Genomic DNA, 19,733 nt, shown 5'->3' with positions numbered 1-19,733 from the left:
CTATTTCTTGCTATAATTGTTTACAACTCATTGTCTAATCATCTCAACACAGGAATGTTCTATTTCCTCGATTAGTCCAGAAAATAGTGTGTGTTCACAAAGTCAGACAAAAATGCAATTTATTCTTTTTCATTGGATAGCTCAACTCCCTCCACGCTTAGAACCAATAAACCTAAGCTTATTGCTGCTATAAGTTTACCGCGCACCCAAAATGAGAAATTTATATCCTATGAAAAAAATGATAAATTTAGAAGATCCCTTCTTAAACAAAGTCTCAACTAAATAAGATGGTTTGGGCATTTTTAGCAAAAAGAGATAAAAATTCACTATCTCAAGGATCTTAACTACGTTATCGATCATACGCAAAAAAAGCTGAGAAGTGCAGATTTCTTAAAGAAACAAAAGAAATGAGAATAGTTTTAACAAGATAAATGGTACTGCAAGCGATACATCGGTTCGAACGTTCTCTTTAAAAACACACCGTAATTACAAGCGGCTTCAAAAAACAGCCTTACTAATATAATATTAGCTAGAGGGTTACATGTATATCGCAATAATAATGCACTCATTCCCGCAAGAGTGCTCCACATAATGGTGTAGACTGTACAAACTCTGCCGCTCTTGCATACTCAGGCGTAAGGCCACTTAGTCGTATAGCAGCCGCAGTTTCAACGTAAAACAGCGGACGCTTCTGTATCATAATACTTGACAGAAGCCTCAACAGCTAAGGATATAGGAACTAATTTATATTTTTTCGAAATGTTATATATAAATTTAATGTGCCGCCCCAAAACACACCACCAGTGAACCCACTTAAAAGACCAAAAAGAAGGTTAAAATCAAATGCATATTTCAAATCAGGTACAACCTTGAGAAAAACAATCAATGTGAATTTGATGACAAAAGCGATAAGAATAAATGTCAGCGTCAACGGCGTACCAGGCAGAATAATGAAATCCGTTCCTTCTTTGATTTTTAAACGCGCAGTAGCACGCCAGAGCAACCAGCCAACGCCAACGCCGATCATCAGCCCTGCCAACATTGAGACTGCTCCCCAGCGCAGGAACGCCAGCTCTTTAATCACATCGCTTGCGCCCAAAAAAAGAAAGACTAACGGCAATAGAAAAAGGCGGTTAACCTTCATTTCCCTATCTTTCAATGCGATTATTCCCCTCGCAATGAGAAAAATGAGCAAAATCCAGGCCCATAAAGGGGTTCCAGTCAGAATGTTAAACAATGACATATTATGCTCCATGATGTTTGATGCGATAAAAATATCGCATCATGTTAGAAAAAAAGGATACCAACACAAGCTAAACCCATATTGATCCACCAAAGCTGGGGAGTCCCTTCAAATAAACATTGGGCAGCCCATTAGTAAAAAATATGATAACCCAAATCCATGTAATATATTTATTGATGAGATACAACATAATATGTCTACGTTTTTCCTCACCAACACCAGCACTGGCATAAAAAATAGTAAAGGGTTTCTTTAGTAAAAGGCTAATCAATTTTATCTTCACCCGCTATTATACTCATCACTGCATTTCCCCTTATGCTCAGTATAGAAGAATAGAATATTTATTTTCATGCATATTGCAAGCTTACTGTAAAAAAACAAAACCTTATAGGGAAATTATAGCGATTCTACTTAAACAGAGGCCTTAGGTTTGTATCACGCGCGCCACCCACAAGATGCATACCGACCATAAACTGAGCAATTTTATAACATATTGAAAAATAAATATAAATTGAGCGGAGACCTTTTTAAAAAAGTCTCCGCTCAATGAGACGTTTTGGCCATTTTGGGCGAAAAAGAGGAAAATACACCCGCGCAAGGCCTCGGCTCTGTTATCAGTCAAAGGCAAAAAACGCCGAAAACTGCGTCTCTTAACCGCTTTACAAAACACTGGAAAGGAGAATGAGAAAAGTTGTAAGGAAATCAATGGTACGGTTGGTGGGATTTGAACCTACGACCTCTGGTGCCACAAACCAGCGCTCTAACCAACTGAGCTACAACCGCATAAAAAGCAAATGTATCATAACTGTCCACGATTTCGTAAACATTTATTCTTTGCTTATGTGACATAAGGAAGATCAACAAAGTTTGCAAGCCCCTTTAAAAAAATCTCGCAATTTTTTGTGAAGAAAAAAGCGTTTTTTACAAAGGAAATTTTGCCCACTGCTCAAGACTATGATCACGATAGCCTTTTATGTTATCAACGCCATCTTGTTGCATCATCTGCAAAATCTCTTGCAGAATAGTTATGACAAGATTTGGACCTTCATAAACCATCCCACTGTATAATTGAATCAAATCTGCACCAGCTTTTACTTTTTCCAAAGCCGTCTGTGCATCCTTTACACCGCCAACACCGATAATTGCAATCTCCTTCCCTAATTTTTGACGCATTTTTGCAAGCACAATAGTAGAACGTTCAAAAAGTGGACGTCCAGAAAGCCCTCCCTCTTCATTACTGAAGTGACTATTGCTAAGACCTTGGCGTGAAAGAGTCGTATTGGAAACAATCAGTCCATTAAAATCAGAAAGTTTTATTTCTTCAGCAACATCATCTAATTCTTTCTCTGATAAATCGGGAGCAATTTTTAAAAAAATGGGAATGGAGAATCCATGTTTGTTCTCTTGCTCATTTCGCGCTTGCGAAATTGCACTCAACAAAAGATGTAAACTGTCACGGGCCTGTAAATCACGTAAACCTGGTGTATTAGGAGAAGAAATATTAACCGTAAAATAATCAGCAACATCATAAAAATGAGCAATACCAACAGTATAATCATCAATCTTATTAACTGTATCCTTATTGGCTCCAATGTTGACTCCTACAACACCAGTTTTTTTACATGCACGCAATCTGTTGTAAACAACTTGATGTCCGTCATTATTAAAACCCATTCTATTAATAATTGCTTCATCTTCTTTTAAACGAAAAAGCCGTGGTTTAGGATTTCCAATCTGAGGCTTTGGTGTCACTGTCCCAATTTCAGTAAAACCAAATCCTAAACGAAAAATACCATCCACAACCTCTGCATTTTTATCAAACCCCGCTGCAAGACCAATAAAATTTTCAAACTCAAGCCCAGAAACAGTTACACACAAACGTTTGTCGATAACCTTTTGACAGCCATTAAATCCACTTTTCAGCCCGAGAATCGCTAAACCGTGTGCTTGCTCTGGATCCAACATAAATAAGGCAGAACGGCCAATACAACGAAAAAAACTCATCAATTCTTCTCCACAACATAAAAATGATCCATCGCACCTCACCTCTACCTTTTAACACAAAAGATTTCCAATCAAAGAGAGCATATTATCCAAATAATATTCCTCTTCTAAAAGAAAACTCATCACATAATAGCCATACATGTTTATATTGGTTATACTATGTAAGGAACTTTTTATTCTTAAAAAATGTTTCTCTTTTTCGACATTTTTTAAAGATTAAAATATGAATCCTAATCTTATAAAATTCAGCATGAATTGAAACATCAATGGCTCTTACCATAGTCATGGTTTTATGACGTCTTATGCAGGAAAGCTCATAATTTTCTTAAAAATGCAGGAAAATTATCTCTATTCCCAAAGTTCCTTTGTATAATATTGTTTTCAATAGAAACAAAGCTTGTTCTATAAAGCTATTTTTTCCTAGCATTTATAGGATACATGGTTCATAAAATCATCTAAATTCATACTATTGTTGCACCATTTATGAGCAACAGAATGCTCAATCAATTTGTACTCTATTGATAAAATTTTGAGGAATCTGCGTTGTTTTCTTTGCCATTTCTGATGCATTAAATACAATTTTGCATCTATTAAGTGCTCTGTCTAACATATATTTTAAGTAATGACAGTTGATCATTGAACTCACACATCATACCAACGACTTCCAAACCAAAATGATCTTGCAAACCCTAGAGCTCTGCTATTTACAAACTGATACAATCTTCCAGCAGATAAAATGTGTCTCTTCCATCCGAATTATCGCCATTTAGCTCATGCAACCCAATACAAATAGCTAAGCCATAATGCCCTCTAATTGCTATTATCGCTTACTGAATTAAGAGGAATTAAATTATACGTTTTACTCCTGTCTCATCTATCTATTTCTTCCATCAGTGCTGAAATATATTTTTTATTCCTAAATTCTCTTTTTATAACAATACGTTATGCCAATATATGTACTTCATTTGAGAAGCTTTCTGATAGCTCAACTTTCAACACTACTCACTTGTGGTATTGTGTAAAAATCTCTCTTTTTAATGTTAACATAAACATCTTGAGGCAATTATATAAATTAAGCTATAGTTTTCTACTTTCTGTTGCAAAAAGCAGATATAGTTTTTATCAAAAAAGCTTTTTTCTAGGAAATGTTCTATATACATTCAAATAGAACTCTAAAGCTCTTTATTAAACCTTATAAAGTTCTTTGAAAATAATATTAATATTGTAATATAATCCTAAAAATAAAATCTGCCCTTTCCTTTTTCATCAAAAGCGGTAAGTAAATTACCGTATATCGCTTATATAAGGGGAAAACGCAATGCTTAAAGAATTCAAAGAATTTGCCCTAAAAGGTAATATGATTGATCTTGCTATCGGTGTGATTATAGGGGGTGCTTTTGGTAGCTTGGTCAACTCAATTGTCAATGATATTTTTATGCCAATCATTGGGCTGATTACAGGTGGGATTGATTTTTCTAATATGTTTATTCAACTTGCTGGCGAAAAACAAGCAACATTGAGTGCCGCCAAAGCAGCTGGAGCAACCATTAGCTATGGACACTTTATTACTTTACTTATCAATTTTCTCATTATTGCTTGGGTTCTTTTTTTATTCGTTAAGGCTATGAATAAAATTCGTAGAAAAGAAGAAGAAAGCCCCAAAAAAACGTCTTCAGAAGAACAACTTTTAACAGAAATTAGAGATCTTTTGGCTAAGAAAAAATAATTTTATACATGATTTACATCATGGAACACGAGGAAAAAACATTTCCACAGTTGTTCCATAATTGGGTTTTGAGAACAGTAAAAATTGTCCCCCTCTTTCTTCCACCATTGCTTTACACATTGGGAGGCCTAGACCTGTTCCCATAAAAGCGCTATCACCAGATCGGCCATCTTTGCGCTCTACTTGACCATAAGGTTGCAGTGCCTGTATAATTTCTTCTTCGTTCATCCCTATACCATTATCACTCACTGAAATTTTTACACGTTCTTTTCTATAAGAAACGTGAACAATAATCTGTCCACCCAAAGGTGTAAAACGAATAGCATTGGAAAGAAGATTCCATATAATCTGGCGAAACACTTGTTGTGATACAGGAATAAATGGAACGTGAGGTGGAGCAACAATACGCATGATAATGCCGTTCTGATTGGCTTGAGTTTCAAGAAAAGCTATCGTCGCACGTAAACAAGATATCACATCAAATGTTTCAGAAATAAGGGAAGAATCAATCTGGTTATTGGAACCAGAATAATTTATCTTTGAGCACTCTAGTAATTGATTAATCAGCAATAATATATGTTTTCCAGAGGAAATAATATCGCGTAAATATCCATGATAGCGCTCATTTTCTATCGAACCAAAACGGCCTTCTCTCATAATTTCTGCAAAACCAATAAGAGCATTCAAAGGTGTTCGTATTTCATGAACAACTCCAACGATTTTATCCTCTTCTGCTTTTTTTTCTCCTGATGGAACTGTTTGTGTCCTATCACGCAACATAACAGCATAATTGCCTTGCTTTGCCAAAAATACAATCGTTATCAAAACGGTTATATTTTTATGATTTTTTGTCATTAAATCAGCGGTTTCACTGCGATTTAAAACCTGATCTTTCTCCTCTATACGGATTGATTTAAAATATTTTTCAACCAAAAGTCGGCTTTGCAAAGTAAATAATGAAGAGAATGGCTGTCCTCGTAGTTCATTTATTTCATAACCCATTAATGCTAAGGCTGCCCTACTCGCTGATTGAATAAAGCCCTCTTCATCCAACCATAAAACACCATCAGTTGCTGTATCCAACAATGATAAAACTGCAGCGGGCTCTTTTATGAGAGCTTGTTCTATAGCATTGACCGGCAATGTTTGTGCATATGGTAACTGAATAGCTGTTTCTTCAACTAAATTTTCTTCTTTTACCGATGAATTCAATTCATCACGCAAGTGCTCTGCAATTTCACGAAAAGCTAAGCGTTCTATCTCCGTAAGACATGGCATTTCTGTTGCTAGCTTTTCATTTCTTTTTTCTTGGACTTTTTTTTGTATTTTTAAAACGCCAAAGCCACGAAACCCCTTAAGCTGCTTTTTAACATCAAAAATTGGCAAAGCCGATAATTCAACATCAAGCCATTGTAAGCAACCATCAACAGGCCATTGAACAATCTCTTTACTCCAAGGCATAGCCGCTTCAATAAAACGACTGAGAACCAGATATCGATCATCATTAAATTGATGAGCAAGCTCATGAAAACTACACCCTAAAATAGAAGAAGAGAGAGGACCAACAACTTCAGCTAGCTCTTTTGAGACTTCACAAAACAAACCATTCTGATCGATTTCCCACGTAAAAGGCCGTGGCAAAAGCTCTGGTGTAAAACGAAAAGCTTCTTGCTGACATTTTAATTCATTTGTATTTAACTTTAACTCATCCGCTTTTAATGGCATAATTAAAACAATGTTGGATTTACTCTCAAATGAATAATGCTAATTTGTTTACAATTATCTGTTCTGGTTAAAATAACTTGATATCTCATATCAATTGTCTGTAGCAAAATTTTGACTGTTTCATCAACAAAACAAAAATAAAAAGAAGCTTCCAGCTCTTGTTGCTTATTCACCTATTATTGTAATAAATCCTATTACAATAATAGTAACATCTCCCTCGCATAAATAGTACTCAAAAAGAATACACTTATTTTACGCATTCATGCGCCTGCTTTAACAAAACATATCCCATGATCCCCAAGCTTATTTTACGACAGCATCCTTAAATGGTGTAATGTAAAAGTCCCTATAGAAGATATCAAGACATTGTGCATTACCATTTTTATGCTTATAAAAAGCTGGTTAGCACCATCATTATACTAATTTCAACCCCTAATGTTACCAATAGTTCTTGGCATTTGAAGGCATTCATAAGCCGCATTTTTATTTTTTTAACTTTTTTACTCCTACATTATTATGATACGCAAGAAAATGGTTTTAATTACTTCAACAGAAACAGATTTGAAATGAGAAAATCTTACAATGTTTGAGACTTTTATTCACTGTGAATAGTGATAAATTATTATAAATCAATATATTGTATTATAAAAATCTCTTTTTCAAATAAAGCTTCTCGTAAGAACACCTTTCTTGAGCCAATAATATCAAATGATAATAAATTCAGCGTAGCGCTTTAAAGTACCCAATGCAACAGAACTTGCATATTGGACACTTTTCTTATGATGCTCCCAATAATCTCCCAAAGATCTTTCTTTCATTAAAATCGCTACAAAAGAAAAAATATGCTACCGCACTATTTTATTAAAAAATTTCTCTGTAAAAAAGAGAACATAAATCATCTGCCCTCATATAAAGATTTGTTTAATTTCTTTATATTCCAGATCATTTAGAAATGTTAAAATATCTCATAACCTCCTTTGATATCAGCTTGTTTACCTCATCAGAAGTCTTAATACAAAAGATCGCTTTTGCTTTATGACTCTCTACTCAATTTTTTAATATTATTATAAAAAACAAAACAAGCACATTTTAATAATGACTGTCAGACATTTTTAAAATTACCCATTTTAAAATGGGCTTGTTTATTTCCCTTCATTGAGTAAAATTTCACGTTTTCCAACATGATTAGCGGCTCCAACAATGCCTTTTTCTTCCATCCGCTCGACGAGAGAAGCTGCTTTATTATAGCCGATTGAAAGACGGCGCTGAATATAAGAAGTTGAACATTTTTTATCACGCATAACAATTTTTACAGCTTGGTTATAAAGTTCCTCACCCTCTTCATCAAAATTTTCTTCCTCAGAAATTCCAGCAACTGAATCAGCAGAAGTATCCTCTTTGTTATCGTCTTCATTATCAGTTACCGTTGCTAAATAATCAGGTTTACCTTGCATTTTAAGATGTGCAACGATGGATTCAACTTCTTCATCAGAGACAAAAGGTCCATGAACACGCACAATGCGTCCACCACCTGCCATATGAAGCATATCCCCCTGACCTAAAAGCGTTTCAGCACCTTGTTCACCCAAGATCGTACGACTATCAATTTTTGACGTTACTTGAAAAGAAATGCGGGTAGGAAAGTTTGCTTTAATTGTACCGGTGATAACATCAACAGAAGGACGTTGCGTTGCCATAATAAGATGAATACCTGCCGCACGCGCCATTTGCGCTAAGCGCTGAATGGCATTCTCTATTTCTTTTCCTGCCACCATCATAAGATCAGCCATCTCATCAACAATCACAACAATATAAGGAAGCTGCGTGAGATCCATGGCTTCTTCATGATAAAGCATTTCCCCTGTTTCCTTATCAAAACCCGACTGAACAGTACACATGATCGTTTCGCCTTTTTGAGCCGCAAGTGCAACGCGTGCATTAAAACCATCAATATTACGCACACCCAACTTAGCCATTTTGCGATAACGTTCTTCCATTTCACGAACAGCCCATTTTAAAGCTGTTACCGCTTTTTTGGGATCTGTTACAACAGGTGTTAAAAGATGTGGTATGCCATCATAAACAGAGAGCTCTAACATTTTAGGATCAACCATGATCAAACGACACTGCTTTGGTGTCATACGATAAAGAATCGACAAAATCATTGTATTAATTGCAACAGACTTTCCTGATCCTGTTGTTCCCGCAACCAATAAATGAGGCATTTTTGCTAATTCTGCAATGACCGGTTCACCATTAATCCCCTTCCCTAAAGCAAGAGCAAGTTTAAACTCACTTTCACGAAAAGAACGTGTTTGGATTAATTCCCGTAAATAAACGGTTTCACGAACCGCATTGGGTAACTCAATCCCGATAACATTACGTCCAGGAATGACAGCAACGCGTGTAGAAATAGCAGACATAGAACGCGCAATATCATCAGAAAGATTAATAACGCGCGATGACTTTACGCCCGCGGCGGGTTCAAATTCATACATTGTTACCACTGGCCCTGGATGAACATGGATAACTTCACCCTTAATGCCAAAATCTTCCAACACACTTTCCAAAAGTCCAGCACCACGTTCTAATGTTTCCTGAGGAATCATTGTACCTTCATGAAAAACAGGTTCTTGCAATAAATTGATCGGAGGAAATTCATAAACATCGCAGTCAACAGATTGAATATTTTGCGCAAAAGCAGAATCATAATTGCCTAATGGCGCGCGGCTAGATTGGAATATTTTAGTTTTAACGTTTGCTTGCATCACAGACAAATCTTTTGAATTCTTTGTGACATCTTTTGTTATACAATCAACGGTATTATTGGCGATAGTATTATTGCTATTTTCAGTCTCTATACAAGCCCCAGCGCCGCTTAACGCCTCAGTATTATTTACCGCCTCTGCATCACTTGACGTATGGACACAATCTTCAACAGAAAGCTTAGAATGATACTCTTTAATCGTATCATTATTTGTATGCATTAAATCAGAAATTTGCTCAACGCCTCGCATCCTTTCTGCTGGAGATTCTGATGTAATTGAATCATAGAGTTGTGGAAAACGGTATTCAAGAACACGGTAAAGAGCAGTTATTGACTCATCAAAGGCAGAAGGAATATGAGGTGTAATTTCATTTTTTGTGTCAATCGATGCATCCTTTTTTGAAGTTTGAGTATCCACATGTTCAAATATCAAAGATTCACACTCAAAAAATGCATCATCGGAAAGGTGCAAAGCAGGATTCATTTTTTGTAGCACATTTTCTCCTGGTAATTTATGTTCTTGTTTATCCTCCTTAAGCGGAATATTTGCTGGTGACATACCAGTAATTTGTCGTGACAACTGCTGTAAAACTGTTGAATGACAAACTGACGTTTTATTCTCTATTGATTGAGGATTAATGACTTTTTTTGTCGATAGAACATTTTTCGTTTTCTTGTTACAGCGTACAATATCTGTCATTTGTTTTTGATCTTGCTTCGTAAAAATTTTAAATTGTTTTGCAAAAACTGGATCTGTTTCTATACGACGACGCAAAATCTCAACTTCTGGGGTTCTCGTAAAACGGACATTTTTTCCGAGGGTAAATGCCTTTTTCCATACTTCCGGATAAGGAAATATCTCAGTAATCTTAATAGATAAATCTTCTCTTGATGCACCTTCTGTACCATCATCAGAAAAAGAAGAGGTAGGAATAGATTTTGTTTTCGAATTATGCATGGCACCCAACAAATTTATAGCAATGAGAAAAATAATCTTTTCAAAAAGAATTCATAGAGACTATCATATGAAGGTTAATAACCTTTTGCTGATGGTTACTTTTTAATGAAAAAAATAATGCCATAATGCATATTTATAATCTGCCTTTTGCATATTTACGATATAAATTGCTCAGTTTATGGTGTCATAGAGCTCGTATTTCATTTGTTTTGAAGAAAACTTCATGATAAAAAAGCTTCAAGAAAATTGTCTATGCCTCTCTTTCTCTCCCTTTTCATAAAAGAAACTAGTCTCAATAATACAATGAGCATTACTCTATTGAATTCTTCATGCTCAATTATCACGATATAATCTAATTTCTCGCGTTTTTATAAGATTACCCTTGTTATCCTCGTTTAAAAAGGCTTAGACTAAGACAATCATAATTACATAAATACAAATAGAAAAAAGGGAGTGAATTATGTTTAATAAACGGAAATTTTATATCAATGGTCTATGGGATGAGCCAAGCATTCCTCACGATTTTGACGTCATTAATCCATCAACAGAGGAGGCTTGTGCTGTCATTAGCCTTGGAAGTACAAAAGATGCCGATAAAGCAATTAATGCGGCTAAAGAAGCGTTTCAAAAATGGAAAACAACGTCACCAAATGAGCGTCTTGGATTTGTTGAAAAAATTCTAGAGATCTATGAAAAACGTTCCAAAGACATGGCAAAAACCATTTCAATGGAAATGGGAGCACCTATTGATATGGCGCTTAATGCGCAAACTGCAGCAGGAGGTTCCCATATTCGCAATTTTATTGAAGCTTATAAAGAGTTTTCGTTCCAAAAAACTTTAATAAAGGGAAATGAGCAAGCAATCCTTCACTACGACCCTATCGGCGTTGTAGGATTAATTACGCCATGGAATTGGCCCATGAATCAAGTAACGCTTAAAGTTATCCCTGCTCTCTTGGCTGGCTGTACTATGGTGTTAAAGCCTTCTGAAATTGCGCCTCTTTCTGCTATGCTTTTTGCTGAAATTGTAGAGGAAGCCAGACTTCCAGCCGGTGTTTTTAATTTAATCAATGGTGATGGTGCAACTGTCGGCTCTTACCTCTCAGCACATCCAGATCTAGAAATGATCAGCTTTACGGGTTCAACCAGGGCAGGAAAAGATATTTCTAAAAATGCCAGTGCTACTTTAAAAAGAGTCTGTCTGGAACTTGGAGGAAAAGGAGCGAATATTATCTTTGCTGATGCCGACTCAGATGCTATTCAACGTGGTGCACGACATTGCTTTTATAATAGTGGACAAAGTTGTAATGCACCGACTCGTATGCTTGTAGAACAGAGCATCTATGACAAAGCCGTGAAAATAGCCAAAGATATTGCAGAAACAACAAAAGTAGGACCAAACTGCCAAGAAGGAAATCATATTGGACCTGTCGTTTCAAAAAAACAATATGATAAAATTCAAGATCTTATCCAATCGGGAATTGATGAAGGTGCAACTCTTGTTGCAGGCGGGACTGGTTTACCAAAAGGAATGGAACGCGGTTATTATGTCCGTCCAACAGTCTTTGCTGATGTAAAACCTCATATGCGTATTTTTAAAGAAGAAATCTTTGGTCCAGTTCTCTCGATTCTTTCTTTTAGTACAGAAGAAGAAGCTGTCGCTTTAGCGAATGAAACTGAGTATGGTCTTACAAACTATATTCAATCGCAAGATCGCAACAAATGTCGTCGTATTGCGGCACAAGTACGTTCTGGAATGGTAGAAGTTAATGGGCATGGGTTACCCAGTGGAAGCTACTTTGGAGGTGTAAAATTTTCTGGGCGCGCTCGTGAAGGAGGACATTGGGGAATTAAAGAATTTCTCGATAGTAAAGCAATTTCGTACTGGTAAAATCTTATTAAAAACTTAATAGGAATCGTATGGTAATACAGAAAATAACGGATGAAGGTGCTCTTGGGCAACGTCTTGATCAGTGGTTTGCAAAACAATATCATAATGTGCTCTCACGTTCGCGTTTGCAAACCCTCATCCGTGAAGGCTATCTTAAAATTGATGGTCAATTCATAAAGGAACCAAAAACAAAATTAAAACCTAACCAAATCATTGAATTGGCAATGCCTGACCTTCGTGATGCAGAACCTAGTGCTGAAGCTATTGCATTGGACATTCTTTTTGAAGATGATCATATCATTGTTATTAACAAACCAGCTGGTCTTGTTGTTCATCCTGGCAATGGCAATTGGACCGGTACATTGGTTAATGCCCTTATTTACCACTGTGGGAATAGTTTATCTGGTATAGGTGGTGTTAAACGCCCTGGCATTGTCCATCGTCTCGACAAAAATACAAGCGGTGTTATGGTTATTGCAAAAAATGATCTGGCTCATAAAAGTCTCAGTGCTCAATTTTCTGATCATGGACGTACCTGCGCATTAGATCGACGCTACCATGCCTTGATTTGGGGAATACCTCAGCGCAACGTCTGGACAATTGATGCATCACTTGGCCGTTCGCCCCATAACCGGACAAAGCAAGCTGTCATCCATAGCCAAAACCCTTATGCTCGTCATGCGGTTACACATGTTTCTCTACTTGAAAAATATGGTTCTCATGCTGACTCTACATCTTTTGCTAGCCTTCTGGAATGTCGCCTAGAAACTGGACGCACCCATCAAATCCGTGTTCATATGTCTCATATTGGGCATCCACTCATAGGCGATACAGTTTATGGAAACGCTTTTAAAACAAAATCAAACACATTCAACCCCACTATTAGAAATGCAATCGATCAATTCAACCGACATGCACTCCATGCTACCAGTCTTACTTTTGAACATCCTTCTATCGGTAAAGTTATGTCGTTTTCTACACCATTGCCTCAAGATATGGCTAAACTTATTAAGCTTTTTAAAAAAATGAATTGAAACTTTTCCCCTTCTCAAGATTTCATAATAAAATATCTTTTTTTGAACAAAATTGAAAAATATGCTAGAGTGAGGTTATGAGGATAGTTAGCTATCTGAAACAGAGAATTTGCCTTATTAGGGAATTCAAACAAAAGGAGGGTGCTATATGGCCCATATGAATTTGTTATCAGTAATGACAGGTGATGGTGGTTTAAACCGTTACTTGGAAGAAGTCCGTCGTTTTCCAATGCTTGAGCCAAAAGAAGAATATATGTTAGCTCAGCGTTACCGTGAGCATAATGATCTAAAAGCTGCGCATAGGTTGGTCACCAGTCATTTGCGTCTCGTAGCTAAAATCGCTATGGGATATCGAGGCTATGGACTCCCCATTGGGGAAGTTATTTCAGAAGGAAATATTGGACTCATGCAAGCGGTTAAACGTTTCGAACCAGAACGGGGTTTTCGTCTTGCAACCTATGCAATATGGTGGATTAAAGCATCAATCCAAGAATATGTATTACGGTCTTGGAGCTTGGTGAAAATGGGGACAACAGCTAATCAAAAGCGCTTGTTTTTCAACCTTCGTAAATTAAAAAGTAAACTTCAAGCACTTGATAGCGGCGATCTCAATGCAGAACAAGTGAAAGAAATTGCAACCCAGTTGAATGTCACAGAAGATGAAGTTGTATCAATGAATCGTAGGCTTGGTGGTGACACTTCACTCAACGCACCAATTCGGACAAAAGAAGGGGAAAACAGCGAGTTACAAGATTGGTTGGTGGATGAATCTAACGATCAAGAACAAATTTTAATTGAAAAAAGTGAATTAGAAAATCGCCGTTCCATGCTCATAAATGCCATGGACAATCTCAATGAACGCGAAAAACGTATATTCAAAGCGCGTCGTTTAAGCGATGTACCACTAACCCTAGAAGAACTCTCTGGTGAATTTAACATCAGTCGAGAACGAGTAAGGCAAATTGAAATGCGTGCTTTTGAAAAAGTGCAAAACTCTATCAAAGATTTTGCTTTATCTCAAAGTTAAGTATAAAATTCTAGAATTAAGTATAAAGTCAATTGTTTGCGCATTCTAAGGTGAAAATGAAAAAAGCATATATTGGCTTTATACTGGTAAATTAACCTATAGAATTCTTTGAGATATTGATATGTGAACTTTATTGAGTACGTTTAGTATAATTGATAAAAAAGGCTGTAGAGAACTCTCCACAGCCTTTTATTTTTTTGCATCTATGTTTTATTTTTTTGACCAAGAACTGTTAACTTATCTTGTTGTGCAAGCCATTGTCCAATAACTTCATTAAAAATAGACTTACCTGTTGGTCCTTTTGCAAAGGTTAATTCACTTATACGCCCGTTTTTATCCGTTAACACCAAACGCATCCAATCTAATTCTCGCATCAATTGTAAATTTCGATCAAGAAATGGATGATTACCACTCAATGCGACAAGAAAAAAGTCATCGTTAATCTTTGCAGCAATGGTTCTTGTTAAAGCCTGTCCAATGGATTGTTCACTTGCTTTAAAGGTTAATGCTTGAACATTGCTTATAGCTTTACCTAAAAATTTATCCGAAAGAATAAAAATAAGGTCCATAATATATGAAGCAGGAAATGACTGATCGGTATTACGACGTAAAATTAACCGTAATGATATCCCTTCATCAGGAATTGTTATATCACCTTGTATAGTTGTTTCTTCTGGAGCCCCCTTCACTTGAGACTCTTTTATAAGCGTCCAGCGAGCACTTCCCGTTGCTATCTTTTCTGCATCATAATTTGTACGTGCTTGATAGAAAACAGCTTCACCTGATTTTTCAAGCAATTGCAAATTGCTGGCAACAACTGTTGAGATTCCTTCCTCATCTGAAGAATCTGTCGCTTTTTTTAAACCAACATCAATTTCACTTCCATCCTCTAATAAGCGTTGTGTTAACTTCCTTTTAATTGAAAGTGCCTTTGGTACTCTATGAGAAGCTTGAAGATTTTCTCCTAACAACTGATGATCATTTGATATAAATACACGCCCACCAACAAAAAAAATACCAACAGTTAAAACAACAAAACCAACAACAGAAATAGCACTTATCACAATACGTCTTTGCACCAATGATTTATTAGTACGACGTAAAGCTTGAGAAAAAATATGCGAAACAATATGCGGATTATCTTCCTGCGAAGAAGAAACCTTTAACACACCGCTATTAACATGCTGAGAAGGCAAATAAGCCTCCATATTAACAGGCTCTGCATCTGGTATATCTGATACACAAGGCTCATCAAATATCTTGTTATCCATTGAACGTATAACAAAATCCTGATTTCTTTTTATGTTGACCACTGAAAATTCATTATTCTTTGACCATAGGTTTTTTTTTGTAACTTTCTTATCTTCATTTATATTTGTGGGATTCCACCCAATAACTGAAGCAAGCAACTTCTTTTCAACTGCTAAATATTCTTCCTCAACAGTTGCAATAGAACTTTGAAGAATCTTTCTTTGTTCATCCGCTATTATTTGTGGTATTTTTGCTGTTAAAAATTGATGTTCTAGTGTTTCAGTAGCCCGCTTATAAATCCGCTTACGCACTTGCGGTGTAACATTATTTTGTGCATTAATCGCCTTTTTTAAGATTCCAACGAAATCTACCATTTCCTCTATAATCTCTCTTAAACTGAGAAAAAAACAGCAGTAAAGCTAAAAAACTTTATTTTAGCCTTCTAAATTGATTGTCATTTATACTGGTACAACTATTATAATAGTGTAAAATGAATATAAAAAATAAACAATGCTATTTTGCACCTTTCTCTCACACGCTCTAAAAAATTTTCTTTGTAAAAAATACAGAAACGAACAAAGAACACATATAGAAATCTAAAAACAATAATCAATTTGCAAAGGGATCTGTAATGAGAATAGTATCTTCACGCTCTGGACTCGTGGATAATAAAGCCACTTTCGTATTAATCAATTCTTCAATATAGCGTATATATTTAACAGCCTGCACTGGTAAATCTTCCCACCTCAATACATGTGCTGTTTTTTCCTTCCAGCCTTCTAATGTTTCATAAATAGGCTTCACCCGAGCCTGAGCCCCCATGGAAGAAGGTAAATAATCAATCCTTCTACCATCAAGCTCATAACCAATACAAATTTTTATTTCATCCAAACCATCTAAAACATCAAGTTTTGTCAATGCTATACCTTGAACACCGCAAATTGTTACCATCTGACGGACTAAGATAGCATCAAACCAACCACATCGACGCTTTCGACCCGTTACAACACCAAATTCATGTCCACGCACTCCTAGAAATTCACCAATATCATTTATCTGTTCTGTCGGAAACGGACCCTCTCCAACGCGTGTGGTATAAGCTTTTGCAATACCCAACACATAATGAATTGCACTAGGCCCCATCCCTGAACCTGTACATGCCTGCCCAGCGACTGTATTCGATGACGTTACATAAGGATAAGTTCCAAAATCATTATCGAGTAAAGCACCTTGCGCACCTTCAAAAAGAATGTGTTTTCCTCCCCGATACCCTTCATCTAAAAGACGCCACGTACAATCCATAAAGGGCAAAATTTTATCCGCTACTTGCATCAATTCATCATAAAGCGCTTGAGAATCAATCTCTTCAACACCCATTCCACGACGCAAAGCATTATGATGCCTCAAAAGCCGCTCAATCTTAGCCATAAGCGTATCTTTTTCTGCTAAATCCATCACTCGAATAGCACGCCGTCCCACCTTATCTTCATAAGCCGGTCCAATACCACGCTTTGTTGTACCAATCTTTAAACCAGATAAACCGCTTTCTCGAATCGCATCAAGATCACGATGCAAAGAAAGAATCAAAGGAGCATTTTCAGCAATACGTAAAATTTCTGGTGTAATTTTTATACCCTGATCATATAGTTTTTTTAATTCTGCAACAAAATGATGAGGATCAACAACAACACCATTACCAATGATTGATAACTTTCCACGCACTAAACCAGACGGTAAAAGTGATAATTTATAACTCACTCCATCAATAACCAATGTGTGGCCAGCATTATGCCCCCCTTGATATCTCACCACAATATCTGCTCGCTCAGATAACCAATCTACAATTTTACCTTTGCCTTCATCACCCCATTGTGTACCGACAACAACTACATTGGCCATAACTTTCTCCGTCTGTTTGGTCAAAAAAACCAGCATTCAAAAACAAATGCTTCTTTATAACGAAACCTTAGAGCAAGTGCGACTCCTCATTTCAGATTTTTCTCAATCTTTAAGTGATTAAATTTTTTAATTTATGATATAAATTTGTCATTTTTGCCACAAAAAGCGAAAAAATAGAGATTTTAATTTGTGCTTTACCTAACACCTGACAAAGCATTCATTCCCCCTCTTAATCTTTTACAATTAATGTAATACTTAAAGGCTGTTTGTCTAATACAAGAATACGAAAGATTATCATAATCTCTCGTATTTTTTCTGTTTAAAAACGCGTTGTGAAAATCGCCAATAATTATTTAAAGCTGTGCTTTTTCAACTTGGAACGCCCATTCAAGCCATTCTGTTAAAATTTCAAGATCGGAAGCTTCAATTGTTATACCCGCCCAAATTCGAAGCCCAGGAGGAGCGTTGCGATATGAACCGATATCATAAGCGACCCCTTCCTCATCAAGACGTTTCACAACCGCTTTTATAAAAGATACTCGCTTTTCCGTATCCAAAGCAGTAATCACTGGATCCACAATATCTAAACAAATAGCGGTGTTAGAACGTACTTCAGGATCTTTTGCCAAATATTCTAACCATGGCGTTTTGCGAACAAAAGCATCAAGTACAGAAAAGTTTTTCTCAACCCGTGCTCTTAATGCCGCGGCACCTCCTAGAGACTTTGCCCACTTCAACCCATCAAGAAAATCCTCAACACAAAGCATAGAAGGCGTATTGATTATCTTTCCTTTAAAAATATCTTCGTTCAACTTTCCATTTTTCGTCATACAGAAAAGTTGGGGCATCGGCCAAACTGGAATATGATTCTCAAGCCTCTCAACAGCACGAGGACTTAAAATCACCATACCATGTGCAGCCTCACCTCCCAAAACTTTCTGCCATGAAAAAGTGACAACATCTAATTTTGAAAAATCAAGATATTGCGCAAAAGCTGCAGATGTTGCATCACAAATGGTTAATCCAGCCCGCTTATGCGGAATGAAATCCGCATTAGGAATACGCACCCCAGAAGTTGTGCCATTCCATGTAAAAACAACATCACGATCAAAGTCAAGTTGTGTTAAATCTGGTATTTCACCATAAGGAGCTTCGAAACGACGCACATCAGAAAGCTTTAATTGCTCGACAACATCTTTATTCCACCCAAATCCAAAACTTTCCCACGCTGCCATATCAATGCCACGCTCACCTAATAGAGACCATAGAGCCGCCTCAACAGCACCGGTATCTGAACCTGGCATAATTCCTATACGATGATCAGAAGGAACCTCAAGGATCTCACGAGTTAAATTAACAACTTCAGCAAGTTTTAATTCTGCTTCTCTCGATCTATGTGAACGCCCAACTAATGCATTTTTAAGAACATCAAGAGTCCAACCAGGCCGTTTGCTACAAGGGCCTGAAGAAAAATTAGTATTATTGGGACGACGGCTTGGTTTTTGTAACATTATCATTATTTCTCCCCTTTTGGATGTTTGTTTTTCTTTATGAAGAAAAACAAATCACTATAAAGACTACTCAATAGTCTTTAAAAAAAATCAAAAATGTTTTCTCTTTATTTCGTAAGCTTAAAATTCACGGAAACTTTGTAAAAAAATCTTTTTTAATCATGCTGTTAGATCGATTCTTTTATTTTTTTCGTATCACCACCACGATAAGAATAGCATTCTGATAACAACACACTAACGTATCATAACATACCTATCAAGTTTATTTTATAATAAAAATTCATTGATCACTCTCTAGAATAGGGAGATAAACTTATTAAAAAATCAATTATTTTTCTTTTGATGACTGGACAGAGAAAATTTTAATGTTATAACCACAAACAATTTACATGTTTTATGAAACATGCCCAGATAGCTCAGTAGGTAGAGCAGCGGACTGAAAATCCGCGTGTCCGTGGTTCGAATCCGCGTCTGGGCACCATATTGTATCTTTAACATATTGAAATATATAGATTTTTTCTTTAAACCGCCATTTTCAGACCACCTTTCAGACCACCTTCTACGGTTTATATAATTTTACCTAATTTGTTCTTATTTGCTCCTTATTTTTCTTTGGAATGAAGGCTAAGATCTCTTTTTTTCTCCACCTCACTGCTCTCCCTAGCTTATATGGCTCCGGAAACAACCCCTGAAGCAC

The 19,733-nt window shown here is 36.4% G+C and carries 13 protein-coding genes and 2 tRNA genes; 5 read left to right on the top strand and 10 right to left on the bottom strand.

The annotated features are described in order from the left end of the window. Window positions 1–565 precede the first annotated feature (565 nt). From ACFILW_RS05200 to ACFILW_RS05185, 4 genes are all read right to left on the bottom strand, one after another. Window positions 566–700, bottom strand: a complete 135-nt coding sequence (locus ACFILW_RS05200) for a hypothetical protein (protein ID WP_375665480.1) — start codon at window positions 698–700, stop codon at window positions 566–568. Window positions 701–739: 39 nt separating this feature from the next. Next, window positions 740–1,243 (bottom strand): hypothetical protein, encoded by a 504-nt coding sequence (locus ACFILW_RS05195; protein WP_375631507.1) that lies wholly within the window; start codon window positions 1,241–1,243, stop codon window positions 740–742. Window positions 1,244–1,949: 706 nt separating this feature from the next. Further along, a tRNA-His gene (locus tag ACFILW_RS05190) sits at window positions 1,950–2,026 on the bottom strand. A 138-nt stretch (window positions 2,027–2,164) separates the two neighbouring features. Then, complete coding sequence (locus ACFILW_RS05185) at window positions 2,165–3,247, bottom strand: quinone-dependent dihydroorotate dehydrogenase (protein WP_375685287.1); 1,083 nt, start codon at window positions 3,245–3,247, stop codon at window positions 2,165–2,167. Window positions 3,248–4,565: 1,318 nt separating this feature from the next. On the opposite strand from ACFILW_RS05185, the gene mscL reads away from it, so the two are divergent. Further along, window positions 4,566–4,973 carry a large conductance mechanosensitive channel protein MscL gene (mscL, locus tag ACFILW_RS05180; protein ID WP_026500234.1) on the top strand — a complete coding sequence of 136 codons (408 nt, stop codon included), beginning with the start codon at window positions 4,566–4,568 and terminating at the stop codon, window positions 4,971–4,973. Window positions 4,974–4,991: 18 nt separating this feature from the next. Here mscL and ACFILW_RS05175 read toward each other — a convergent pair whose 3' ends face one another. Continuing rightward, window positions 4,992–6,698, bottom strand: a complete 1,707-nt coding sequence (locus ACFILW_RS05175; protein WP_375685286.1) for an ATP-binding protein — start codon at window positions 6,696–6,698, stop codon at window positions 4,992–4,994. A gap of 1,142 nt (window positions 6,699–7,840) precedes the next feature. Further along, complete coding sequence (locus ACFILW_RS05170) at window positions 7,841–10,423, bottom strand: DNA translocase FtsK (protein WP_375685285.1); 2,583 nt, start codon at window positions 10,421–10,423, stop codon at window positions 7,841–7,843. Between the two features lie 460 nt (window positions 10,424–10,883). Here ACFILW_RS05170 and ACFILW_RS05165 point away from each other — a divergent pair, with 460 nt between their 5' ends. The 3 genes from ACFILW_RS05165 (at window position 10,884) to rpoH (ending at window position 14,375) form a co-directional block, all read left to right on the top strand. Further along, window positions 10,884–12,314: an aldehyde dehydrogenase family protein gene (locus tag ACFILW_RS05165; RefSeq protein WP_375685284.1), complete on the top strand. Its 1,431-nt coding sequence runs from the start codon at window positions 10,884–10,886 to the stop codon at window positions 12,312–12,314. A gap of 29 nt (window positions 12,315–12,343) precedes the next feature. Beyond that, window positions 12,344–13,348: an RluA family pseudouridine synthase gene (locus ACFILW_RS05160; RefSeq protein ID WP_375623472.1), complete on the top strand. Its 1,005-nt coding sequence runs from the start codon at window positions 12,344–12,346 to the stop codon at window positions 13,346–13,348. A 148-nt stretch (window positions 13,349–13,496) separates the two neighbouring features. After that, window positions 13,497–14,375 (top strand): RNA polymerase sigma factor RpoH, encoded by an 879-nt coding sequence (gene rpoH / locus ACFILW_RS05155; protein WP_375646545.1) that lies wholly within the window; start codon window positions 13,497–13,499, stop codon window positions 14,373–14,375. Between the two features lie 203 nt (window positions 14,376–14,578). On the opposite strand, the gene ACFILW_RS05150 is transcribed toward rpoH, so the two are convergent. The 3 genes from ACFILW_RS05150 to ACFILW_RS05140 form a co-directional block, all read right to left on the bottom strand. Then, window positions 14,579–16,000 (bottom strand): hypothetical protein, encoded by a 1,422-nt coding sequence (locus ACFILW_RS05150; protein ID WP_375685283.1) that lies wholly within the window; start codon window positions 15,998–16,000, stop codon window positions 14,579–14,581. 235 nt (window positions 16,001–16,235) lie between these two features. Next, window positions 16,236–17,525, bottom strand: coding sequence for an adenylosuccinate synthase (locus ACFILW_RS05145; protein WP_375623466.1), 1,290 nt, complete (start codon window positions 17,523–17,525; stop codon window positions 16,236–16,238). Window positions 17,526–17,878: 353 nt separating this feature from the next. Continuing rightward, window positions 17,879–19,042 carry a phosphoserine transaminase gene (locus tag ACFILW_RS05140; RefSeq protein WP_375623464.1) on the bottom strand — a complete coding sequence of 388 codons (1,164 nt, stop codon included), beginning with the start codon at window positions 19,040–19,042 and terminating at the stop codon, window positions 17,879–17,881. A gap of 399 nt (window positions 19,043–19,441) precedes the next feature. Between ACFILW_RS05140 and ACFILW_RS05135 the strand changes: the two genes are divergently transcribed. Further along, window positions 19,442–19,517, top strand: a tRNA-Phe gene (locus ACFILW_RS05135). A gap of 99 nt (window positions 19,518–19,616) precedes the next feature. Here ACFILW_RS05135 and ACFILW_RS05130 read toward each other — a convergent pair. Beyond that, the coding region (locus ACFILW_RS05130) for a helix-turn-helix transcriptional regulator (RefSeq protein ID WP_375685301.1) at window positions 19,617–19,733 on the bottom strand (117 nt) is incomplete at its 5' end.

The organism is Bartonella sp. TT110JLCBS (assembly GCF_042193405.1).
In the GTDB taxonomy this organism is placed as follows: Bacteria; Pseudomonadota; Alphaproteobacteria; order Rhizobiales; family Rhizobiaceae; genus Bartonella.
Note: the sequence above shows the minus strand (reverse complement) of the source record. Positions and strands in the feature narration are given on the sequence as shown.

Coding starts and splice junctions, on each gene's coding strand:
- ACFILW_RS05185 (WP_375685287.1), bottom strand. CDS start 3,247: ATGAGTTTTTTTCGTTGTATTGGCCGTTCTGCCTTATTTATGTTGGAT.
- ACFILW_RS05170 (WP_375685285.1), bottom strand. CDS start 10,423: ATGCATAATTCGAAAACAAAATCTATTCCTACCTCTTCTTTTTCTGAT.
- rpoH (WP_375646545.1), top strand. CDS start 13,497: ATGGCCCATATGAATTTGTTATCAGTAATGACAGGTGATGGTGGTTTA.
- ACFILW_RS05150 (WP_375685283.1), bottom strand. CDS start 16,000: ATGGTAGATTTCGTTGGAATCTTAAAAAAGGCGATTAATGCACAAAAT.
- ACFILW_RS05175 (WP_375685286.1), bottom strand. CDS start 6,698: ATGCCATTAAAAGCGGATGAGTTAAAGTTAAATACAAATGAATTAAAA.
- mscL (WP_026500234.1), top strand. CDS start 4,566: ATGCTTAAAGAATTCAAAGAATTTGCCCTAAAAGGTAATATGATTGAT.
- ACFILW_RS05195 (WP_375631507.1), bottom strand. CDS start 1,243: ATGTCATTGTTTAACATTCTGACTGGAACCCCTTTATGGGCCTGGATT.
- ACFILW_RS05165 (WP_375685284.1), top strand. CDS start 10,884: ATGTTTAATAAACGGAAATTTTATATCAATGGTCTATGGGATGAGCCA.
- ACFILW_RS05200 (WP_375665480.1), bottom strand. CDS start 700: ATGATACAGAAGCGTCCGCTGTTTTACGTTGAAACTGCGGCTGCTATA.
- ACFILW_RS05160 (WP_375623472.1), top strand. CDS start 12,344: ATGGTAATACAGAAAATAACGGATGAAGGTGCTCTTGGGCAACGTCTT.
- ACFILW_RS05140 (WP_375623464.1), bottom strand. CDS start 19,042: ATGATAATGTTACAAAAACCAAGCCGTCGTCCCAATAATACTAATTTT.
- ACFILW_RS05145 (WP_375623466.1), bottom strand. CDS start 17,525: ATGGCCAATGTAGTTGTTGTCGGTACACAATGGGGTGATGAAGGCAAA.